The sequence below is a fragment of the Singulisphaera photorubra genome, assembly GCF_045290345.1.
Taxonomy (GTDB): domain Bacteria; phylum Planctomycetota; class Planctomycetia; order Isosphaerales; family Isosphaeraceae; genus Singulisphaera.
In genome coordinates this window covers 7,513,224-7,530,419 of record NZ_CP155447.1, presented here as the reverse complement: position 1 = coordinate 7,530,419, position 17,196 = coordinate 7,513,224, and the positions used below count along the sequence as shown (strand labels likewise).

11 protein-coding genes are annotated in these 17,196 nt (G+C 61.8%); 6 read left to right on the top strand and 5 right to left on the bottom strand.

The genetic code is table 11. The features are described 5' to 3' along the window. Nucleotides 1-5 precede the first annotated feature (5 nt). Both V5E97_RS28350 and V5E97_RS28345 read right to left on the bottom strand, forming a co-directional pair. Nucleotides 6-1,907: a DUF6930 domain-containing protein gene (locus V5E97_RS28350; RefSeq protein WP_406694923.1), complete on the bottom strand. Its 1,902-nt coding sequence runs from the start codon at nucleotides 1,905-1,907 to the stop codon at nucleotides 6-8. Between the two features lie 479 nt (nucleotides 1,908-2,386). Beyond that, nucleotides 2,387-2,872 (bottom strand): hypothetical protein, encoded by a 486-nt coding sequence (locus V5E97_RS28345; RefSeq protein WP_406694922.1) that lies wholly within the window; start codon nucleotides 2,870-2,872, stop codon nucleotides 2,387-2,389. A 300-nt stretch (nucleotides 2,873-3,172) separates the two neighbouring features. Between V5E97_RS28345 and V5E97_RS28340 the strand changes: the two genes are divergently transcribed. The 4 genes from V5E97_RS28340 (at nucleotide 3,173) to V5E97_RS28325 (ending at nucleotide 9,501) form a co-directional block, all read left to right on the top strand. Next, entirely contained in the window at nucleotides 3,173-3,943 is a 771-nt protein-coding gene (locus tag V5E97_RS28340) for an AMP nucleosidase (RefSeq protein ID WP_406694921.1), read from the top strand. A 246-nt stretch (nucleotides 3,944-4,189) separates the two neighbouring features. After that, nucleotides 4,190-4,780, top strand: a complete 591-nt coding sequence (locus V5E97_RS28335) for a hypothetical protein (protein WP_406694920.1) — start codon at nucleotides 4,190-4,192, stop codon at nucleotides 4,778-4,780. Nucleotides 4,781-4,843: 63 nt separating this feature from the next. Further along, nucleotides 4,844-7,495: a heparinase II/III domain-containing protein gene (locus V5E97_RS28330; RefSeq protein ID WP_406694919.1), complete on the top strand. Its 2,652-nt coding sequence runs from the start codon at nucleotides 4,844-4,846 to the stop codon at nucleotides 7,493-7,495. A 173-nt stretch (nucleotides 7,496-7,668) separates the two neighbouring features. Beyond that, nucleotides 7,669-9,501 (top strand): sulfatase-like hydrolase/transferase, encoded by a 1,833-nt coding sequence (locus V5E97_RS28325; RefSeq protein WP_406694918.1) that lies wholly within the window; start codon nucleotides 7,669-7,671, stop codon nucleotides 9,499-9,501. An 88-nt stretch (nucleotides 9,502-9,589) separates the two neighbouring features. Here V5E97_RS28325 and V5E97_RS28320 read toward each other — a convergent pair whose 3' ends face one another. The 3 genes from V5E97_RS28320 to V5E97_RS28310 form a co-directional block, all read right to left on the bottom strand. After that, nucleotides 9,590-11,026 (bottom strand): sulfatase family protein, encoded by a 1,437-nt coding sequence (locus V5E97_RS28320; protein WP_406694917.1) that lies wholly within the window; start codon nucleotides 11,024-11,026, stop codon nucleotides 9,590-9,592. Between the two features lie 125 nt (nucleotides 11,027-11,151). Next, complete coding sequence (locus V5E97_RS28315; protein ID WP_406694916.1) at nucleotides 11,152-12,642, bottom strand: arylsulfatase; 1,491 nt, start codon at nucleotides 12,640-12,642, stop codon at nucleotides 11,152-11,154. A 41-nt stretch (nucleotides 12,643-12,683) separates the two neighbouring features. Further along, on the bottom strand, nucleotides 12,684-14,105 hold the full coding sequence (locus tag V5E97_RS28310; protein ID WP_406694915.1) for a sulfatase family protein: 1,422 nt from the start codon (nucleotides 14,103-14,105) through the stop codon (nucleotides 12,684-12,686). 582 nt (nucleotides 14,106-14,687) lie between these two features. Between V5E97_RS28310 and V5E97_RS28305 the strand changes: the two genes are divergently transcribed. Both V5E97_RS28305 and V5E97_RS28300 read left to right on the top strand, forming a co-directional pair. Beyond that, nucleotides 14,688-15,944 carry an MFS transporter gene (locus tag V5E97_RS28305; protein WP_406701230.1) on the top strand — a complete coding sequence of 419 codons (1,257 nt, stop codon included), beginning with the start codon at nucleotides 14,688-14,690 and terminating at the stop codon, nucleotides 15,942-15,944. A 712-nt stretch (nucleotides 15,945-16,656) separates the two neighbouring features. Continuing rightward, nucleotides 16,657-16,953 (top strand): hypothetical protein, encoded by a 297-nt coding sequence (locus tag V5E97_RS28300; protein WP_406694914.1) that lies wholly within the window; start codon nucleotides 16,657-16,659, stop codon nucleotides 16,951-16,953. Nucleotides 16,954-17,196 lie beyond the last annotated feature (243 nt).

The window sequence follows — 17,196 nt, the reverse complement described above, 5'->3', positions numbered from 1 at the left end:
CCTCGTCACGCGTCCGCCCATGAAAGCGTCAGCCGGAGCTCTCCCGATGTCACCCTGATCGTCGTATCGTACTTCGTCAGGTTGTCGGTCGGATGCCGGGCCACAAACTCCGGGATGGCTCGCAGGCAGGCTTGCATGAACTCGAGCTCCCAACCGAGCGGGGGTCTCATCGACAGCCCGCGCTCCTTGCGGAAAATCGAAGGGTAGGCTTCGGGACTCACGATCTCCCACTCGTAATCTTCGATGGCCTTCAGGTCGCCGTCGGTGATCCCCGAGTCGTCGTCATAGGTGACAGACAGGGCGACGGTCTCGCGGGCGTTCTCGTCGTCAGACATGCGGCCCGACCAGAGTTTCTTGAGGACCTTGAGGTCATCATAGATCGCCAGCCCGAAGGTTAATCCGCTCTGACCCATGACGACGGCATAACGGGGGCCACTTTCCAGGCGATCGCATTCCACCCGAATCGCCGACTCATAGCCCAGCTTTCGCCAAGGCGCACTCCGGTAAAATTCAGCGGCCGCCTGATAGAAACCGTTCGCCATCTCGGGAGTGACCCCGGGCATGTCGAGCAGGCTCGGGGGCTGATCGCCGGCCAGTGCGCTCTCGAGTTCCTCAAAGACGACATCCATCTGGTCAAGCGTGGGCAAGACCTCGACCTCAATCCCGATCGCTTTGAGAGCGGGCATGAGCACCTCCCACGCTTCGCCAGCGTGGACCTGCAGTGCGGTGGGACGATGTGCATCGCCGACGATCGGTGCCTGCATGGCGGCGGCAAGCTGATCCCAGAGTAAATCTGCCGTGGGGGCGCTTTCCACCAAGCTCTGTGACAGGATCAGGTCGTCGCTCCGGCTCGTGACAATCACGACCCAGGGATGAACGAGTTCGCCGCCGCTCTCGGTCCGGGCGCGAAGCTGACGGAAGTCGGCCTGCCAGACATCGAACTCTTGCGGGAGCCGCAAAAGCTGTTTCTGGACCAAGGGGAGTGGCCCCTGCGGCTTCGACTGCCGCGACTTGGGTCCCTTCGACTTCGGGACGGCCGCTCTGAGCCACGCCAGAGCCCCAGGCGTTGATTTCCATCCCCCCATGGCGGAACCGGTATAAAGGATAGCCTCGTTGGCGTCGCCAAGTCCGTAGAAGGCGGGCTGTTCGCGAGGCATCGGCTTTTTCCCGAGCAAATAATCGGGGACGTACTTGTTGACTTGTTGAGCCGCTTTGAGCTGTTTTCGGGATGTAGGCACATCTCCATCACGGCGAAACGCAAGCAGCGCCTTCGTGTAGGCCCATGCAGCCGTCGCCTCATCGAACTCATCCAGGAGGCAGGCGAGTTCGTCGAACCGATCCATATTGAGGAGCCAGCCCGCAAGCACGTAACGCACGCCCTGGTTGTCGCCTGGGTTGAGTTGAAGTATCGCCTGAAGGTGAGCGATCGCCTCATCGCGGTGTCCCAAGGTCCAGAGAACATCCGCGAGGCTAAGCCGGGCGCGCATGTAGGGGCGGGTCTCGAGGAGTCTCCAGAACTGCCCCGTCTGACTCTTGAAGTAGTCAGGGCCCAGCGAGCGCTCACCGGCCTCGACCCCTTGGCGGTAGAACTCCAAGGCCTCCTTGCGAGTTTTGGCAAGCTCGCCGAGCAAAATGTAGGCGTCGGTACAGTCAGGCGAAATCTCGAGGGCCTTCCGAGCAAGCGAAGCTCGCTTCCGCTTGTCGGTAATCGCCAACGCCTGAAACATGATCTCCTCAGCCTGTCCCTGAGGCGTCCCAGGAGCGTTGCTGCCGGCCATCTGGCCGAGAAAATCCCGCATGACCTCATCCAGAACGTGGGGATCGGGAAGCTCGGACAAAGGCTCGGCGACTTGCCACGTTCGGGGGGGCTTTTTCGGGGACTTCTTGCCTGGTTTCTTCTTGGCCATTGACCGATCCCCCAGCTTCGACTCGTCGTCGGAAATGGACCGCGACACCCAATCTTAGCCGGAAAGTCGACGACGCGTCAGGCCCGGAGCCAGTCCTGGATCCGAGACGACCGTCTTGAAGCCGGAATCATTCCCCAATGGGGAAACCAGACCGCCCGTGCTGCGCCTGTCCGGCCGCACCGCAACGATGCGGCCGGGGCAAACGAACGAGATCCCCTGGGTGCTGGCCGCCCCAATCATGGCTGCCTCGGCCACGGCGTACAGACGAGGATCGAATCAGCCACGCCCCCCCCCGGGCGGGGCATTCCACCGCGCGGCGAGGACCGGCCGTTGGATTCGAATCCAGGCCCGTTCGCCAGCGCCGCCGGACGTGCCTGAGACCAGAAAGCTCGGGAGTAATGATGTGTGCGGCGCCGGTGGTGCTTCGGATGCGATATCCGAGCGGGGCTCTCGAGCCAAGACGCAGAGGGAACTTTCTGTCAGAAGACGGCAGGAGCTCCTCCAGAGACTCTGTCGCCCTCGTCGGTCCTGGTCCTGAGTGTTCGGGTCACGGTGGCCAACATTCCAAGGACCAGGACAGTCAGGCTCAACGACACGCTCACGAGCACGCCGAGAGTGATCTGGGCCGGCGAGCCTCCGATCGTCGCAAGCGACCGGATTCCGCCAACCAGCACTCCAACACCGGCAAAATAACAAAGGATCTCCACACAACGCGCACGCAAAGGAACACCCATCAAATCAATATGCCTCGAAATCCCCCCCAGCATAACGAACAGCAAGGCGATCACCAAAGCCAAGCCTAGTCCGATGAAGAATTCCGAACGGCTGCCCGAATGCCGGACCATGGCCACGATCGCCATCGGCGGGAGCGCGAGCGCCGCGAGGTAGCAAACCAACTGTCCCATTTTGGCGTCGAACACGGCCCCACTGACTTGACGCCTGAGCACACTCGGCAAGAACAACATCGGGGTCCCCCCTTCGCCAAGGTCGCACACGGAGGTTCGTCACCATCATGCCCTCTCCACAAAGGTACGACATTTGACAGAGGCAAGCAAGACACCTCGGGTGGCCGCCACAAAATCGCTCCTGCCCGTGTGAGCGACGTCACTTGCCGATTCGAGCCGCGGTAGAATAAAAGATCAGGGCGGGCTCCAGAAGTCTTGAGCCTTTCCCGTTTGCAGATGAAGTCAAAGCAAGAAATCATGCAGGTCGAACGCAATCGAGCTGATGCCAATCCTGTGCGACGGTTTTGAGAGGGCGGGGCTGTGAGGACGAAGGAAGAGATCGTCAGAGACTGGCTGCCTCGTTACACGGGGCGTCCCTTGGAGGAGTTTGGCCAGTACGTCTTGCTGACCAATTTCACGAATTATATTGACCTCTTTGCTCAACGATTTGGAGTCGAGGTCATCGGGCGGAATAAGCCGATGCAGTCGGCCACCGCCGAGAACATCACGATCCTGAATTTCGGGATGGGAAGCGCCAACGCGGCCACCGCCATGGATCTCCTCGCGGCGATCGCCCCCAAGGCGGTCCTCTTCCTTGGGAAATGCGGCGGTCTCAAGAAGGCGAAGGTTGGCGACTACATCCTGCCGATCGCCGCGATCCGCGGCGAAGGAACGAGCAACGACTACCTCCCTCCCGAGATCCCCGCCTTGCCCTCCTTCCGGCTTCAGAGGGCGGTCTCGGCCATGATCATTAAGCACGGCCTCGACTACTGGACCGGCACCGTCTACACCACCAACCGCCGGGTCTGGGAACACGACGACGTCTTCAAGGAGTACCTTCGCAAGAGCAGGGCCGCGGGAATCGACATGGAATCGGCCACGATCTTCGTGGTCGGGTTCGTGAACCACATTCCGAAAGGGGCCCTCCTCCTGGTTTCAGACAGCCCGATGACTCCCGAAGGCGTCAAGACCGGAATGAGTGATATCACGGTCACGGCCCAGTATGTGGAAAAGCACCTCCAGATCGGCGTCGATTCGCTGATCGAACTGCGCGATTCCGGAGAGTCTGTCGAGCATCTTCGCTTCGAATGAAAAAAAAGGGAGGCCCGCGGTCTCTCAGGCGATCCATCGACTGGATCCCCAGATCTCCCACTCACGGACTCGGCTTGCGTTGAGGACGCGTCGAGCAGCCGATTGCGATGCCATCGCGGCGCTGGCTAAAATGATGCGTGCCCCGACGGACTGATGACGTCCGTCGCCACCGAATCAGAGAGTCCCCCCCTCCCTGCGCGGCGCTCACCCTCCCCACCGAGTCGTCATCATCGAGTTTGAAATCGCATGACGTCCGACTCACCCCGATACGAACGCCTATCCGCGATCGTGAGCCAGATCGCCTTGGTCGCTTCGATCACAGTGTTCATCACGTTCACCTACAGAGTCGTCCAGCATGCCATGTCGCAAAGGGCGACCTCCGGGATCCCCGCCGAGCGGCCGGACGAGAGCCGTCGCATCTTCCATCCCGCCGGTTTCTCCATCGTCCGGCCCGAATTGTGGAAATCCGAGGTTGTCTCGAACCGGAATCCCCCGGACGAGGGAAGCATCAAGCTCCGGTCGCCGTTCAACGTCAGACCAGGGGCGTCTCTGGACGTCGTCAAGCTCGCGAGTGAGCCCGCGCTCCATGGCCATGCCGAGGAGATCCGATTCCAAGGCCAACCCGCGCGGTTGACAAGGAAAAACCTCGAAGACCCCGGCCACTTTACCGTCGAGCTCACCTTTTCTCGCGACGCTTCCTTCTGGCTGCTCCGATATCAATTGCACCACGACCAACACGCCATTCCCGAACGCATGTGGGAATACATGGAAACCTTCTCGCCTCACCCCCTTGAAAAAAATGTGCCAGGCGACGGTAACGGCCAGGGCCCTCAATAAGCCAACTGCATTCGTTTGATTTCAATAATTCCCCAATCATTCATCCCGAGGCTGAGTCATCTCATGAGCCTATTGAGCTTATTGGCAATCCTCCTGGCGACGGCTCAGGAACCGCCGGTCACGGCCCCAGTGTTTCCCCCTCGCGTTTCCGAGCGGGATGCGGCTCGACTGCTTCGAGCCACGGCGTTCGTCCGAGGACTCGACGAAGCCGCCCTGGTCAAGTTGGTGCCACGGCAGTCGGGCCTGAACTATGTCGGCTGCCCAAACTGCAATCAAGGGCGGCAGGAAAATCAACTGGGTTGGTCGCCCGAGAATTGGGATGAAGTCTTCTGTCGCTACTGCAAACATCGCTATCCCAGCGATCAATATCCCATGAACAAGGCCGTCACCGCGCGAAACCCACGCGGTGAGCTTCAACGCTATCCGTACTGGGAAAACGCGCAAGGATATCGCTATTTTTTTGCCGCAAAGCGTGACGACCAGGCGCGTGAATACGTCGCGGCCAGAACGCGGGACCTGGCCTTGCTGTACGTCGCGACCGGCGATAAAGCCCACGCGAGGCGGGCCGCCTTGCTGCTCGACCAGTTCGCGCAGGTCTTCCCCGGCTGGTGCTATCACTTCGACTATCCGTTCCGCCAGAAGGAGATCGACAGCGGAGACGTCCCTCCCGCGAAATTCCGGCGAGGATACCGCACAGCACGCTGGACCTGGTGGGCCTATAGCGACATCCCCACGGAACTCGTCGAGGCCTATGACTGGATTCGCCCCAGCGGCGTCCTGTCCGACCTCTCCGCTTCGATGGGCCTCAACGTTCCTCGGAGGATCGAGCACGACCTGATTCGCAACGCGGCTGAACAGGTCTTGGCGAACCGCGACGAGCTCAGCAACATGGACCCCACGGCATGGCGGGCACTCGTCACGGTCGGCCGGGTCATCGGAGAACCGCGCTACCTCCATGAAGTGGTTCGCAGGCTTCGCCACCTGATCAACAACCAGTTCTTCTACGACGGCTTTTGGTGCGAAGGCGCTCCCAGCTATGGGGCTCAGACGCTCGGAGGCCTGACCAACGTACTTGGCCTGCTCCGCGGTTACAGCGACCCCGCAGGGTACAAAGATCAGGACGGGAAACGATTCGACAAACTCGACCTCACGGCCGATTTTCCCGAACTCGAGCGGGCCCGGACTGCGCTGGCGAAGCTCCGGCTGCCGAACGGCCGGCCCGTCCCGGTCCACGACACCTGGAGGTCCGACCGGGTGCGGGCCCGATCTTCCCAGGACGTCACCACTCCCTTCCTCCTTCCCGCCCTTGGCCACGCAGCCCTGGGAGGGGGAACCGGGGCGGAACAGACTCAGTTTCACCTGACATGGTCGGGCGGCTACGGCCACACACACGCCGACAACCTGAGCCTCTTGCTCTTCTCCCAAGGTCGCGAGTTGCTGTCCGACCTGGGATATACCCACACGCGATACCGCGCCTGGACGCTCGCGACCGCGGCGCACAACACCGTCCTGATCGACGGCAAGAGCCAGTCGTTCGGCGGCCTCAAAGCCCCCTCGGATGGTCGCTTGCAGTTCTTCGACATGCAAGATCCCCGCGTCCAGGTGGTCAGCGTGGACGGCAGTCGCGGCTATCCCGGTCTAGCCAAGACGTATCGCCGCACCCTGATCGTCATCGACGCCGGTGAGGGACGCCGCTATGCGGCCGATGTCTTCGACGTGGAAGGGGGCCGGGTCCACGACTACTTCCTGCACGGTGACGCCGATGAGTCGACCACGGTCACCACGGATCTGAAGACCACGCCCCTGACGAACCTGCTCCCCCCTGGCTTTGACTGGCAACCCACCCGCAACGAAGGGGAGACGGGGCGGGCCAGCGAGCCGCACTACGCTTACGGGTTCCTCCGCAACCTCAAGTCGGCCCTCGCTCCCGCCGGAGAAGTCTTGCCCGTGACCTTTCGTCCCACCGAAGGCTCAGGCCCTGCGCTCCGCGCAACGCTTCTTCCGGAACCGGGATCGCGGCTGGTGATCGGCGAGAACCCGGCCGTCAGTCGAGCGGGCGAGGATGATGCTCAACTGGATAAGTTCATGCGTTCGTTCATCGCCCTTCGCCATGAGACGAACGACGGCCGCAGCCGGTTCGTCGCGGTCATCGAGCCCTATGCGAAAACCTCGTTCATTGACTCCGTCGAACGGGTCGCAGGCACCGGATCGGCGCTGGTGCTCAAAGTTCGCATCGGCGATCGCACCGACCTCATCGTGTACGAGGCGGACAAACCGGTGAGCGTCGCGCAAGGGGAAAGCCCCGCGACCTTCACCGGAGCCCTGGGAGTCCTCTCGCTCCACGGCGAGCGGATCGACCACGCCTACGCTCTGGGCAAGGGGGGTTGGACACGAGGGAACGAGTCAGTACGGTCAAACGGCCCCCAGAGTCTTTCACTTCAAGCCGTGTCGGGAGACGCCTTGATCCTGAGCGGAGCGAGCGAGAGCCTGCCGGAGGCGGGGGACGTCGTACGTGTGCTGACCGCCGATAACTGGGTCTACCCTTACACCGTCGTCGCGGCCGAACGCCAGGGTGAGACGGTCCGCATTCGCGTGGCCGAAGGTCCTGGCTTCTCGTACGACGCAACGACGAAGGAATTCCGCCTGACCGTCTTCCCTCAGCGCGAGCACACCGGCGCCGTCCGTCTGGAATGGATGCCCCGAGCGTTTCGCTGAGCGGATTGCGATCATGGCGATAACCCCCTGAAAGGGCGAAGGCGAGCGGAGAGCGCAAGCTCCCCGCTCGCCCCTGAGTCAATCCCAGCGCTGTCCGCGGCCACCCGCTATGCGAGCCCCACCGAGGCAACAAAATGATCATGTCCGCATTATTTCGATCCACGAGAGCGATCGTGCCCTTGCTGGCACTGGTCTGCGTCGTCTCAGCCCGGGCCGACGATCGGCCGAATATCCTCTGGCTGACCAGCGAGGATCACGGGCCGCAGATGGGCTGTTACGGCGACAAATACGCCAGCACGCCCAACGTGGACCGGCTCGCCGCCAAGGGGATGATCTATACCCACGCCTGGTCGAATGCCCCGGTCTGCGCTCCTGCGCGGACCACGATCATCTCCGGTCTTTACCCGCCGAGCACCGGGTCCGAGCACATGCGAAGTCTGTTGGCGTTTCCCAACGGCAAAGCGATGTTCCCTCACTACCTTCGCGAGGCGGGCTACTACTGCACCAATCAGAGCAAGACGGACTACAACCTCAAGGAACCAGGCCCCACCTGGGATACCTCATCAGCCCGGGCCCACTGGAAGAATCGTCGAGGAAACCAGCCGTTCTTCGCCGTGTTCAACTCGACCAAGAGTCACGAGAGCCAGATCCGGACCCGGCCGCACACGCCGATCCACGACCCGGCCAAGGTCCGCGTGCCGGCCTATCACCCGGATACGCCCGAGGTGCGTCGCGACTGGGCGCAATACTACGATCAGGTCAGCGCGGCCGACGCCGATGCCGGGGAGCGACTCAAGGAACTCGACGACGCCGGCCTCGCCGACGAGACGATCGTTTTCTACTACGGCGATCACGGTTCGGGGATGCCGCGGAGCAAGCGTTGGCCGTTCAACTCCGGTCTGCACGTGCCGCTGGTCGTCTACATTCCCGAGAAGTTCAAGTCATTGCGGCCGCCCGAATACCAGGCCGGCGGCAAGTCGGACCGGTTGGTCAGCTTCGTGGACCTGGCGCCGACGGTCTTGAGCCTCGCGGGAATCGAGCCCCCCTCGTGGATGCAGGGGTATGCGTTCCTGGGCCGTTACCAGGCGCCTGCCCAGCCCTTCGTCTACGGATTCCGGGGGCGCATGGACGAGCGGTACGACCTGGTCCGCAGTCTGACCGACGGCCGTTATGTCTATGTTCGCAACTACATGCCTCACAAGATCTACGGCCAGTACCTCGACTACATGTTCCAGACACCGACGACGCGAGTCTGGAAGCAACTCCACGACGAAGGACGGCTCACCCCCACGCAGGACCTCTTCTGGAAGACGAAGCCCCCCGAAGAACTGTACGACCTTCAGGCCGACCCCGACGAGATCCACAACCTCGCCAATGCGCCGGGGGAACAGAAGGTCCTCGCCACGCTACGACAGGCGCATTGGACCTGGGAGGCCAAGATCCGCGACGTCGGATTCCTGCCTGAAGGGGAACTCCACAGCCGTTCCCAGGGCACTTCCCCCTATGACATGGGCCGCGATGAAAAGCAGTACCCGTTCCGCCGCGTGTTCGAGACCGCCGAGCTCGCCTCGATGCTCGCGCCCAGCGCGACGCCCGCGTTGAAGACCGCGCTGACCGACAGTGACAGCGCGGTCCGCTACTGGGCCGCCCTCGGGTTCCTGATGCGTGGCGGAGAGGGGGTTCGCGCGGCCCACGAAGAGCTGGCCAGAGCGCTCGACGACCCCTCACCCTACGTGCGGATCGTGGCCGCCGAAGCACTCGGACGGTACGGGGACGGCATCGACCTCGGCCGCAGCCTCCCCGTGCTCTCCGGCCTCGGCGACTGGTCGAAGAACAATTTCTTCGTCACGATGTCGGCACTGAACGGGATTGGCGCCCTGGGTGAGAAGGCCGCCCCGCTCCGCGAATCCATTCGTCAATTCGCCCCCAACGGATCGAGTCCCCACCCCCGCTATGCCAACTATGTGCCTCGCCTCCTGGAGGAGCTTCAGGCAAAAAGCAAGTAAACCCACACATCAAAACAATTCTTGATACAAACGAAGAGCGGGCGGGGCAACCCGCCCGCTCTCGTATTGGAATTCGCCGGGAAGAGTGTCAGGGCGTTGTGAGTGTCCGCGCGTTCTCCACGTGTCCGGGCTTCCGGCAATTCTTGCCAGCGAGGCCCAGGCTCTCGTCACCGAGGTCGTCCCGGCAGTGATCGGCCAATGCGGTGAGGCGTGCGACGACCTCAGGGTGAGCGGAAGCGACGTCCCTGGATTCGCTGATGTCGTCGTCGAGATTGTAGAGTTGGAGCGAGACCTGCACCGTCTGCTCGGGCTTGCCCTGGTTGGGCCGGGCGACATGGGGCACGATCAGCTTCCAGGGGCCGCTCCGCACCGCCTGCAACTGGCCCAGATGATAGTGGTAGAAGACGTCGGAGGGGGTGTGCGCTCCCGCCTGGCCAGTCAGTAGCGGCCGGATGTCCTTGCCATCAATGATTCGATCCGTCGGGATCTCTGCGCCCGCCAGGCGAGCGAACGTCGGAAGCAGGTCGAGCGTGCTCGCCAGTTCGCCGCAGACCGTGCCGGCCGGAATCGTTTTCGGCCAACGGACCAGGCAAGGGACCCGCATCCCGCCTTCCCAGGTCGTTCCTTTGCCCGCGCGGAGCGGGGTATTGTTCGCCCCTTGACGGATCGGACCGCCGTTATCCGAGGTAAACACAACGAGTGTCTTCTCGTCGATCCCGAGTCGCGTCAAGGCCTGAAGCAACTCGCCGGTACTCGCATCGATCTCTTCGACCGAGTCTCCGTAACGCCCGTTACCCGACTTCCCGGCGAACGAATCGCTGGCGAACTGCGGCCAGTGGGGCATGCTGTGGGCCAGGTAGAGGAAGAACGGGCGATCGCGGTTGGTTTCGACGAAGCGGATCGCCTCGTCGGTGTAACGACGAGTCAACTGACGCTGGTCGGGCTCGGTTTCAATCACCTGCTCGCCGCGGAGCAGGGGGGTGGGGGGACGTTTGCGCTGGGTCCGGCCTTTGTCGGTGGTCTGCCCCATGTCGTTCGAGAAGGGAATTCCGAAGTAGTCGTCGAACCCCTGGCGGGTGGGAAGAAATTCTGGCTGATCGCCCAGGTGCCACTTGCCGACACAGGCAGTGGCATACCCCTTCGTCTTGAGGACCTCGGCCAGAGTGATCTCCTTGGGATTCAGCCCGCGCTGATTGCCGGGAAAGAGGACCCATCCCCCTTTCTCGTTCGTGTGCAGGCCGACGCGTTTGGGATAACAGCCCGTCAGGAGCGACGCCCGCGAGGGGGAACAGACTCCGCTCGTCACGTGAAAATCGGTAAATTTCCGCCCCTCGGCGGCGAACTTGACGAGGTTGGGCGTCTTCGTTTTCGGTGCGCCGAACGGTTCGATGTCGGCGTAACCGAGGTCATCGCAATAGATGACAATGACGTTGGGGGGCCGCGATTCCTCGGCACCAAGGGAACGGGCCGATGGCTTGTCCAGAGCCAGACTCACCAACAACACAAAAACAAACAAAATTCTCATAACATCATTTCCCGTAGAGTGGACATGGCCCACCATGGAAAGGGCTCCGAAGCGAAGACTCGAAAAGCTGGGACCTGGTGGGCCATGCCGACCCTTACGAGAGAATTCGGCGTGAATCGCGAGGACTACTTTCCCGGCTTCGGTTCGGTCTTCGCGGCCGCTTTGTTCGCCTGACCGGGGTCCATGCGAAGTCGCAGGGCCTCGTCGGGGCCGCCGCCGAACTGCTTCCAGTAGCGTGCCTTGAACGGGTTGACCTTGGGGCCGACGGCCGCTTCGTTCTCCAGGCAGGGGAGGACGTCACGCCACCAAGCGTCGTAGGCAGTCCGGAGGCTGGCGACGACCTCGGGGTGCTCGGCAATCACGTTCTTCGTCTCGCCCGGATCGGCCTTGAGGTCATAAAGTTCGGTGTTATTGACAAGCGTAAATTGACTGTTGCGGATCGAGACGTTGGCGTGCTTCGCCTGCTCAAATTTGCCCCGATTCCAGCGGCCAACGTGGGTCACCAAGGTGCGGTCGGGCCACTGGGCCCGGTGATCCTTCAGGAGAGGCAAGAGACTCCGACCTTCGACCTGCTTGCGCAACGGCTCAGAGAGAGGGACTCCAACAATCTCGGCCAGAGTGGGGAAGATATCGATATGAGCGGCCAGCGCATCCACCTCCGCATCTCCCTTGAATCCTGACGGCCAGCGCCAAAAGGAAGGAACGCGAGTCCCCCCTTGGTACGGACTCCCCTTATTGCCACGCATTCCGGCGTTATACGTCCGGGTCCCGGCGGTGCCGCCGTTGTCGGTCATGAAGATGACCAGGGTGTTGTTCTCGATCCCCCACGCCTTGAGCTTTGCGATCAGGGTGCCGAAGTTGTCGTCAATGTTCTCGATCATCCCATAAAACTTCGCCACATTCTCCGGCACCTGGCCGGCGTGACGTTGGGCGTATTCCGCGGGGCAATCGAGCGGAGAGTGGGCCGCGTTCGGGGTGATCATCGCAAAGAAAGGTGCGTCCCGCTTTTGCTCACTGCCGATCCAGGCAAGCGCCTGGTTGAAGAAGAGATCCGTGCAATAGCCTGTCGTCTTCTCAAACGTACCGTTATGAAGAATCGCGGGATTGAAGTACGAGTTGCCGGGCGCATCGCCGCCGCTGCCCGCATAGGTCTGGCCAATGCCACCCGCCCCGTGGATGAAGACCTCGTCGAACCCGCGTTTCCCCGGCTGATAAGCATCCTCGTCGCCGAGATGCCACTTGCCGAAAACGCCGGTGGCGTACCCCTTCGATTTCAGAACCTGGGCAAGGGTCGTCGCCTTCAGGCTCAGTCGCTCGCGCTCAAGGATCGTGTGGGTCACACCCGACTTGAACTCGTGGCGGCCGGTCATGAGCGCTGCACGCGTCGGAGCACAGGTCGGGCTGACGTGGAAGTCGGCGAACCGGACACTCTGCTTGGCAAAGGCATCCACGTTGGGTGTCCGGATGATCGGATTGCCCAGACAGGAGAAGTCGCCGTAGCCGATGTCGTCGACCATCACCAGGACGATGTTCGGACGGCCGGGGCTGGCGGCGAGGGCGTGACTGCCGAAGGCCAGCACCAAAGACACAACAAGAAGACGTTTTCGTTGTTTCATCAAACCACCTCATGGCCTCTTGAATAGGATCGGCAGCCCATTCACGGCTGGGGGAAGTCCGCATAGCTCGGGTAGGTGTACCCGACTGCCGCTTTCTGACGCTCGAACTCGGCCTCCATTTTCTGGCGGAGGTCTGTGTGGGCAGGGTCGCTCGCGAGGTTTGTCTTCTCGTAAGGATCGGCTTTCAGATCAAACAGTTCCGTCCAGTCTGGATGGCCCGGATAGGTGATGAGCTTGGCGTTCTCGGTCCGAACGGCGAGAATCGTGGGGGTGCCCGGAAAGGCCCGCTCCTGGAAATACTCGTAGAACCAGCCGGTACGCCAAGCGCCGGGCTTCTCCTCGAGCAAGGGGCGCCAGCTCCTGCCTTGCATCTCCTGAGGAACAGGAACGCCGGCAAGGTCGAGGAAGGTGGACGCAACGTCGATGTTGAGAACCATTTGATCGACGAGCTTGCCCTTCTTGGCGAGTCTCGGGTAGCGCAAGAGTAAGGGAACGCGTAGGCTCTCGTCGTAGGCCGAGCGTTTGTCGCCCAGACCATGTTCGCCAAGGTAGTAGCCATTATCGCTGGAGAAGACCAGGACGGTGTCCTCGGCCAGGCCGAGCTCATCGAGCGTGGCCATCAGTCGTCCGAGGTTGTCGTCGGCCGCCGAGACACATCGAAAGTAGCCCAGGTTCCCCCCTGGCCGAGGCGCACCTTTCTTCTTCTTGGCCGCGGCCGTCGCGGTCCCCCGGTAGATGGGTGGGGCCGCTTGATTGGACGCCGGCCGGGGCGTTTCGCCGGCAAACCGGTCGCGAGCGCGGTCGGGCGGAGCGAACGGCCCGTGGGTCGACTTGAAGCCGACGACCAGAGCGAACGGCTTGGCCTGGTTCTTCTTGAGAAAGTCGATGGCGAAGTCGGTCGAGCGATCATCCACCCAACCCTGGGTCGGCGTCAGTACGCCGTTGACCTCGAACGGGCAATCGACGTATTTGCCCTGCCCGATAAAGCTCACCGACTCTTCGAAACCAGGACGTTTCCCCTTCTGGCCATCCATGTGCCACTTGCCGACATAACCGGTCGTATAGCCTGCGTCTCGCAAGAGTGACGCATAGGTCACGCTGTCGGTGGGGAATGGTGTCTGGTTGTCGGCGATCCCATTGTGGTGGCTATAACGACCTGTGAGCATACAGGCCCGACTCGGAGCGCAGAGCGAGTTGACCACGAACGCATTGCGGAACCGTACCCCTTCGGCGGCGAGCCGGTCCATGTGCGGCGTCTGGAACCAGGGGAAGCGAGCGCGGTCTCCCTGCTCACGCTGCACCACGCCCATGGCGTCATAGCGCTGGTCATCGGTAAAAACGAACAGGAAGTTCGGACGCCCCGGCGCCGGCTCGGCCGCGAGAGCCGCCTCACGTACGGGCCCCAGCCCGAGCATCAGGAAGGAAAACGTGATCGCTCGGAGCGCACGCGTCGAGAATTGCATCGTTTCGGATCGCCCTTGGAAATCGAAAAAAGGTCAAGCGAAGAGGCCACCGGTCCGCCCGAGCCGACGGATCTCCGTCGACAGCGACGACCTTAACACGGGCCGGTCAAATGAGCAATCGTCGGTAATACACCCAGCAACAGCCACTTCGATGGCCCTTTGCATGTCCGTCATCCCAAGCAAAAACCGGAAAAATGCCAAGTGCCACGGTAGACTCATTCGGTAGAATGACGTTGGGTATCCTCGGTCGGTCGTCCTGCGAAGTCGATTTCACTCCTCCTGCCCCCCCAGGACGATGCACAATCACGATTTGGTCAAACCACGATCGCATTCTCGTAGCGCCATATAAGCCCAGTCGTTCCAATGACTTGGCGTTGCTCGTTCAGCTTGAGTTTCCGAACGATGGGGTTGATCAATCACACTCGGGAAACGCGTTCGCCTGATGGCCGATTGCCCCCTGGGCCCTGAATCGGCAGGCGAACCTTGGGGACCTGTTCGTGTGTCGTCGCCTGGGAACGACCGGACGACAACCTGACCGGGACGAATGGATGGATGGCCGACCTTTCTCGGCCGACGGACGGAATGGGGTCTGAGTTGATGGCGACCAGCAATAGCGTGGCGGAGACGGAAGCGAGTCAGCAGACAGCGGTCAACGAGGGGACGGTGTTCGCCGTCCTGGCGGCGCTCAGCGTCTCGCACATGCTCAACGACATCATGCAGTCGCTCATCCCGGCGGTCTATCCGCTCCTCAAAGAGCAGTATCACCTGACCTTCACTCAGGTCGGGTTGATCACGTTCACGTTCCAGTTGACCGCCTCACTCCTTCAGCCAATCATCGGCCTCTCCACCGACCGCAGGCCGCGCCCGTACTCGCTGGCGACCGGAATGGTCTTCACCCTCGTCGGTCTGATACTCCTGTCGGTGGCGCACCACTTCGTGCTGATCTTGATTGCCGCCGGCCTGGTGGGCATCGGGTCATCGGTGTTTCACCCCGAGGCTTCCCGAGTGGCCCGGATGGCCTCGGGTGGGCGCCATGGGTTTGCCCAGTCGTTGTTCCAGGTTGGAGGGAATGCCGGTTCGGCGATCGGCCCACTGCTGGCCGCGTTCGTCGTCGTCCCTTGGGGCCAGGCGAGCATCGCCTGCTTCTCAATCGCCGCCGTGATCGCAATGGCCGTCTTGTTCGCGGTGGGCCGGTGGTACGAGGCTTATTTGAAGGCCAGAAAGGCAGGACGCGTCGGCGCGGGGCATGGCAGCCACCGGACCGGCCCGTCGCGAGCCCGCATCATCTCGGCCATCGCCATTCTGCTCCTGCTCATCTTCTCGAAGTACTTCTACCTGGCCAGCCTGAGCAGCTATTACACTTTCTACCTGATCGACCGATTCGGGGTTTCCATCCCGACCGCACAGATCTACCTGTTCATCTTTCTGGGATCGGTGGCGGCCGGCACCATCGCCGGCGGCCCCGTGGGCGACCGGATCGGATTCAAAGCGGTCATCTGGGTCTCGATCCTCGGCGTCCTGCCGTTCACCATCGTCTTGCCTTATGCGAACCTATTCTGGACCGGAGTGCTCACCGTTCCGATTGGCGTGATCCTGGCCTCGGCTTTCTCGGCGATCATGGTCTACGCTCAGGAACTCATGCCCAGCCGCGTCGGTTTGGTCGCCGGCCTCTTCTTCGGCTTTGCATTCGGCATGGGCGGCCTGGGCGCCGCCGTCCTGGGCTGGCTGGCGGACAAGACGAACATTCAGTACGTCTACCATGTCTGCTCGTTCCTGCCGCTGGTCGGTCTCCTGGCCGGGTTTTTGCCCAACCTGGAAACAAAGAGGGGGCACGCGTAACTCCGTCCCGAGGGTTCCGACCTTGGTGTTCGATAAAGTCGAGGGCCCCCACGGCGCCGACCTTCATCACCCAAGGAACGGTGATTTTGATACTCCCCGATTTTTCATTCGCCTTTGGCAACAACAAGTGTTGCAATAGCGATCCTGTCGTACTGGACAGGGCGATTACCTGGCTCGGTCGGAGACCAAAGAGGACCACTCAACCAGGAAAGTGGCCCCAACCTCTACCACGACCGAGCAGGTCCGTTTGGCGTCGAGAATCCGTAAAGGGGCGATCCGAAGCCTGGACCTCCGTATTCTGATCCATGGGCGAACGACTGACGCCGAACCTGAACGGTGAGCGGTCAGTTCGAGAGGGTGTGACCTCGGATTGATCTCACGTGCGTATGCGCCAGCCAGAGCTTGTCGCAGGCGGACCCCATGAGTACGATCGAAACCTACGACAGCCGTAAGACCGCAGCAGTGCAAAATCCGGATCAGAGCGGCCGTCACTGACCTCTCCCGTCGGACTTACGTCGACAGGGAGTCAGTCTCGGGAGTTGCTCCCGGCGTCAGACCGAGAGTGGGCGCCCGCGAGAGGTATCGCCAATTCCTCTCCGCCTCGCTGCTCCGCCAATTCATTGGCACCTTATTCCGTCCCGAGGAACCGGGGTTCGAGCGCACCAGGTGATTCAAGCGACAGTGGACGATCGCCCTCATTGAGACCCCGGCCATGGAGCTTTATCACGTGCGGTTCACGGTGCGGCGGTGGATGCTCGCGGTGGCAGCCTGGGCGTTGCTCTTCGCTTATGTCGGCAGCTACTATCGCCTCTCTCGGAAAAGCATATCCGAGGGCGTCGATTACGGTCTTTCCGGGATCGTTTACGTTCCTCTTCGTGAGGACCTCAGCGGAGAGCATCTCGCCCGACATTTCTTCCTCTGCAATGTGTACGCCCCTTTGAACTGGCTCGATCAGCGGATTTTCGGGACCCCTCCCCCAATGAACTGCTTCCTGCGTCTCAGCGGGTAACGAGAGCCCCGCTCGGTTCCTCGGTCGGCTTGACCGGATCAAGAGCACGGCCGTATTCCCCTCGGCCCAGGGCCATTCCCCAGCCTCGGGCTGACCCCGAGGGAATTACGGCTGCAAACCGAGGGAATTACGGCCGGGCCGGCCGGGCTACTGTAAACCGACCCGTTGCGGAAACCGCAAGATTCATCGGTTCTTTCACTCTGCCTGGGATCGTTAAGAACAAAACACTTAGATGATGCGTAA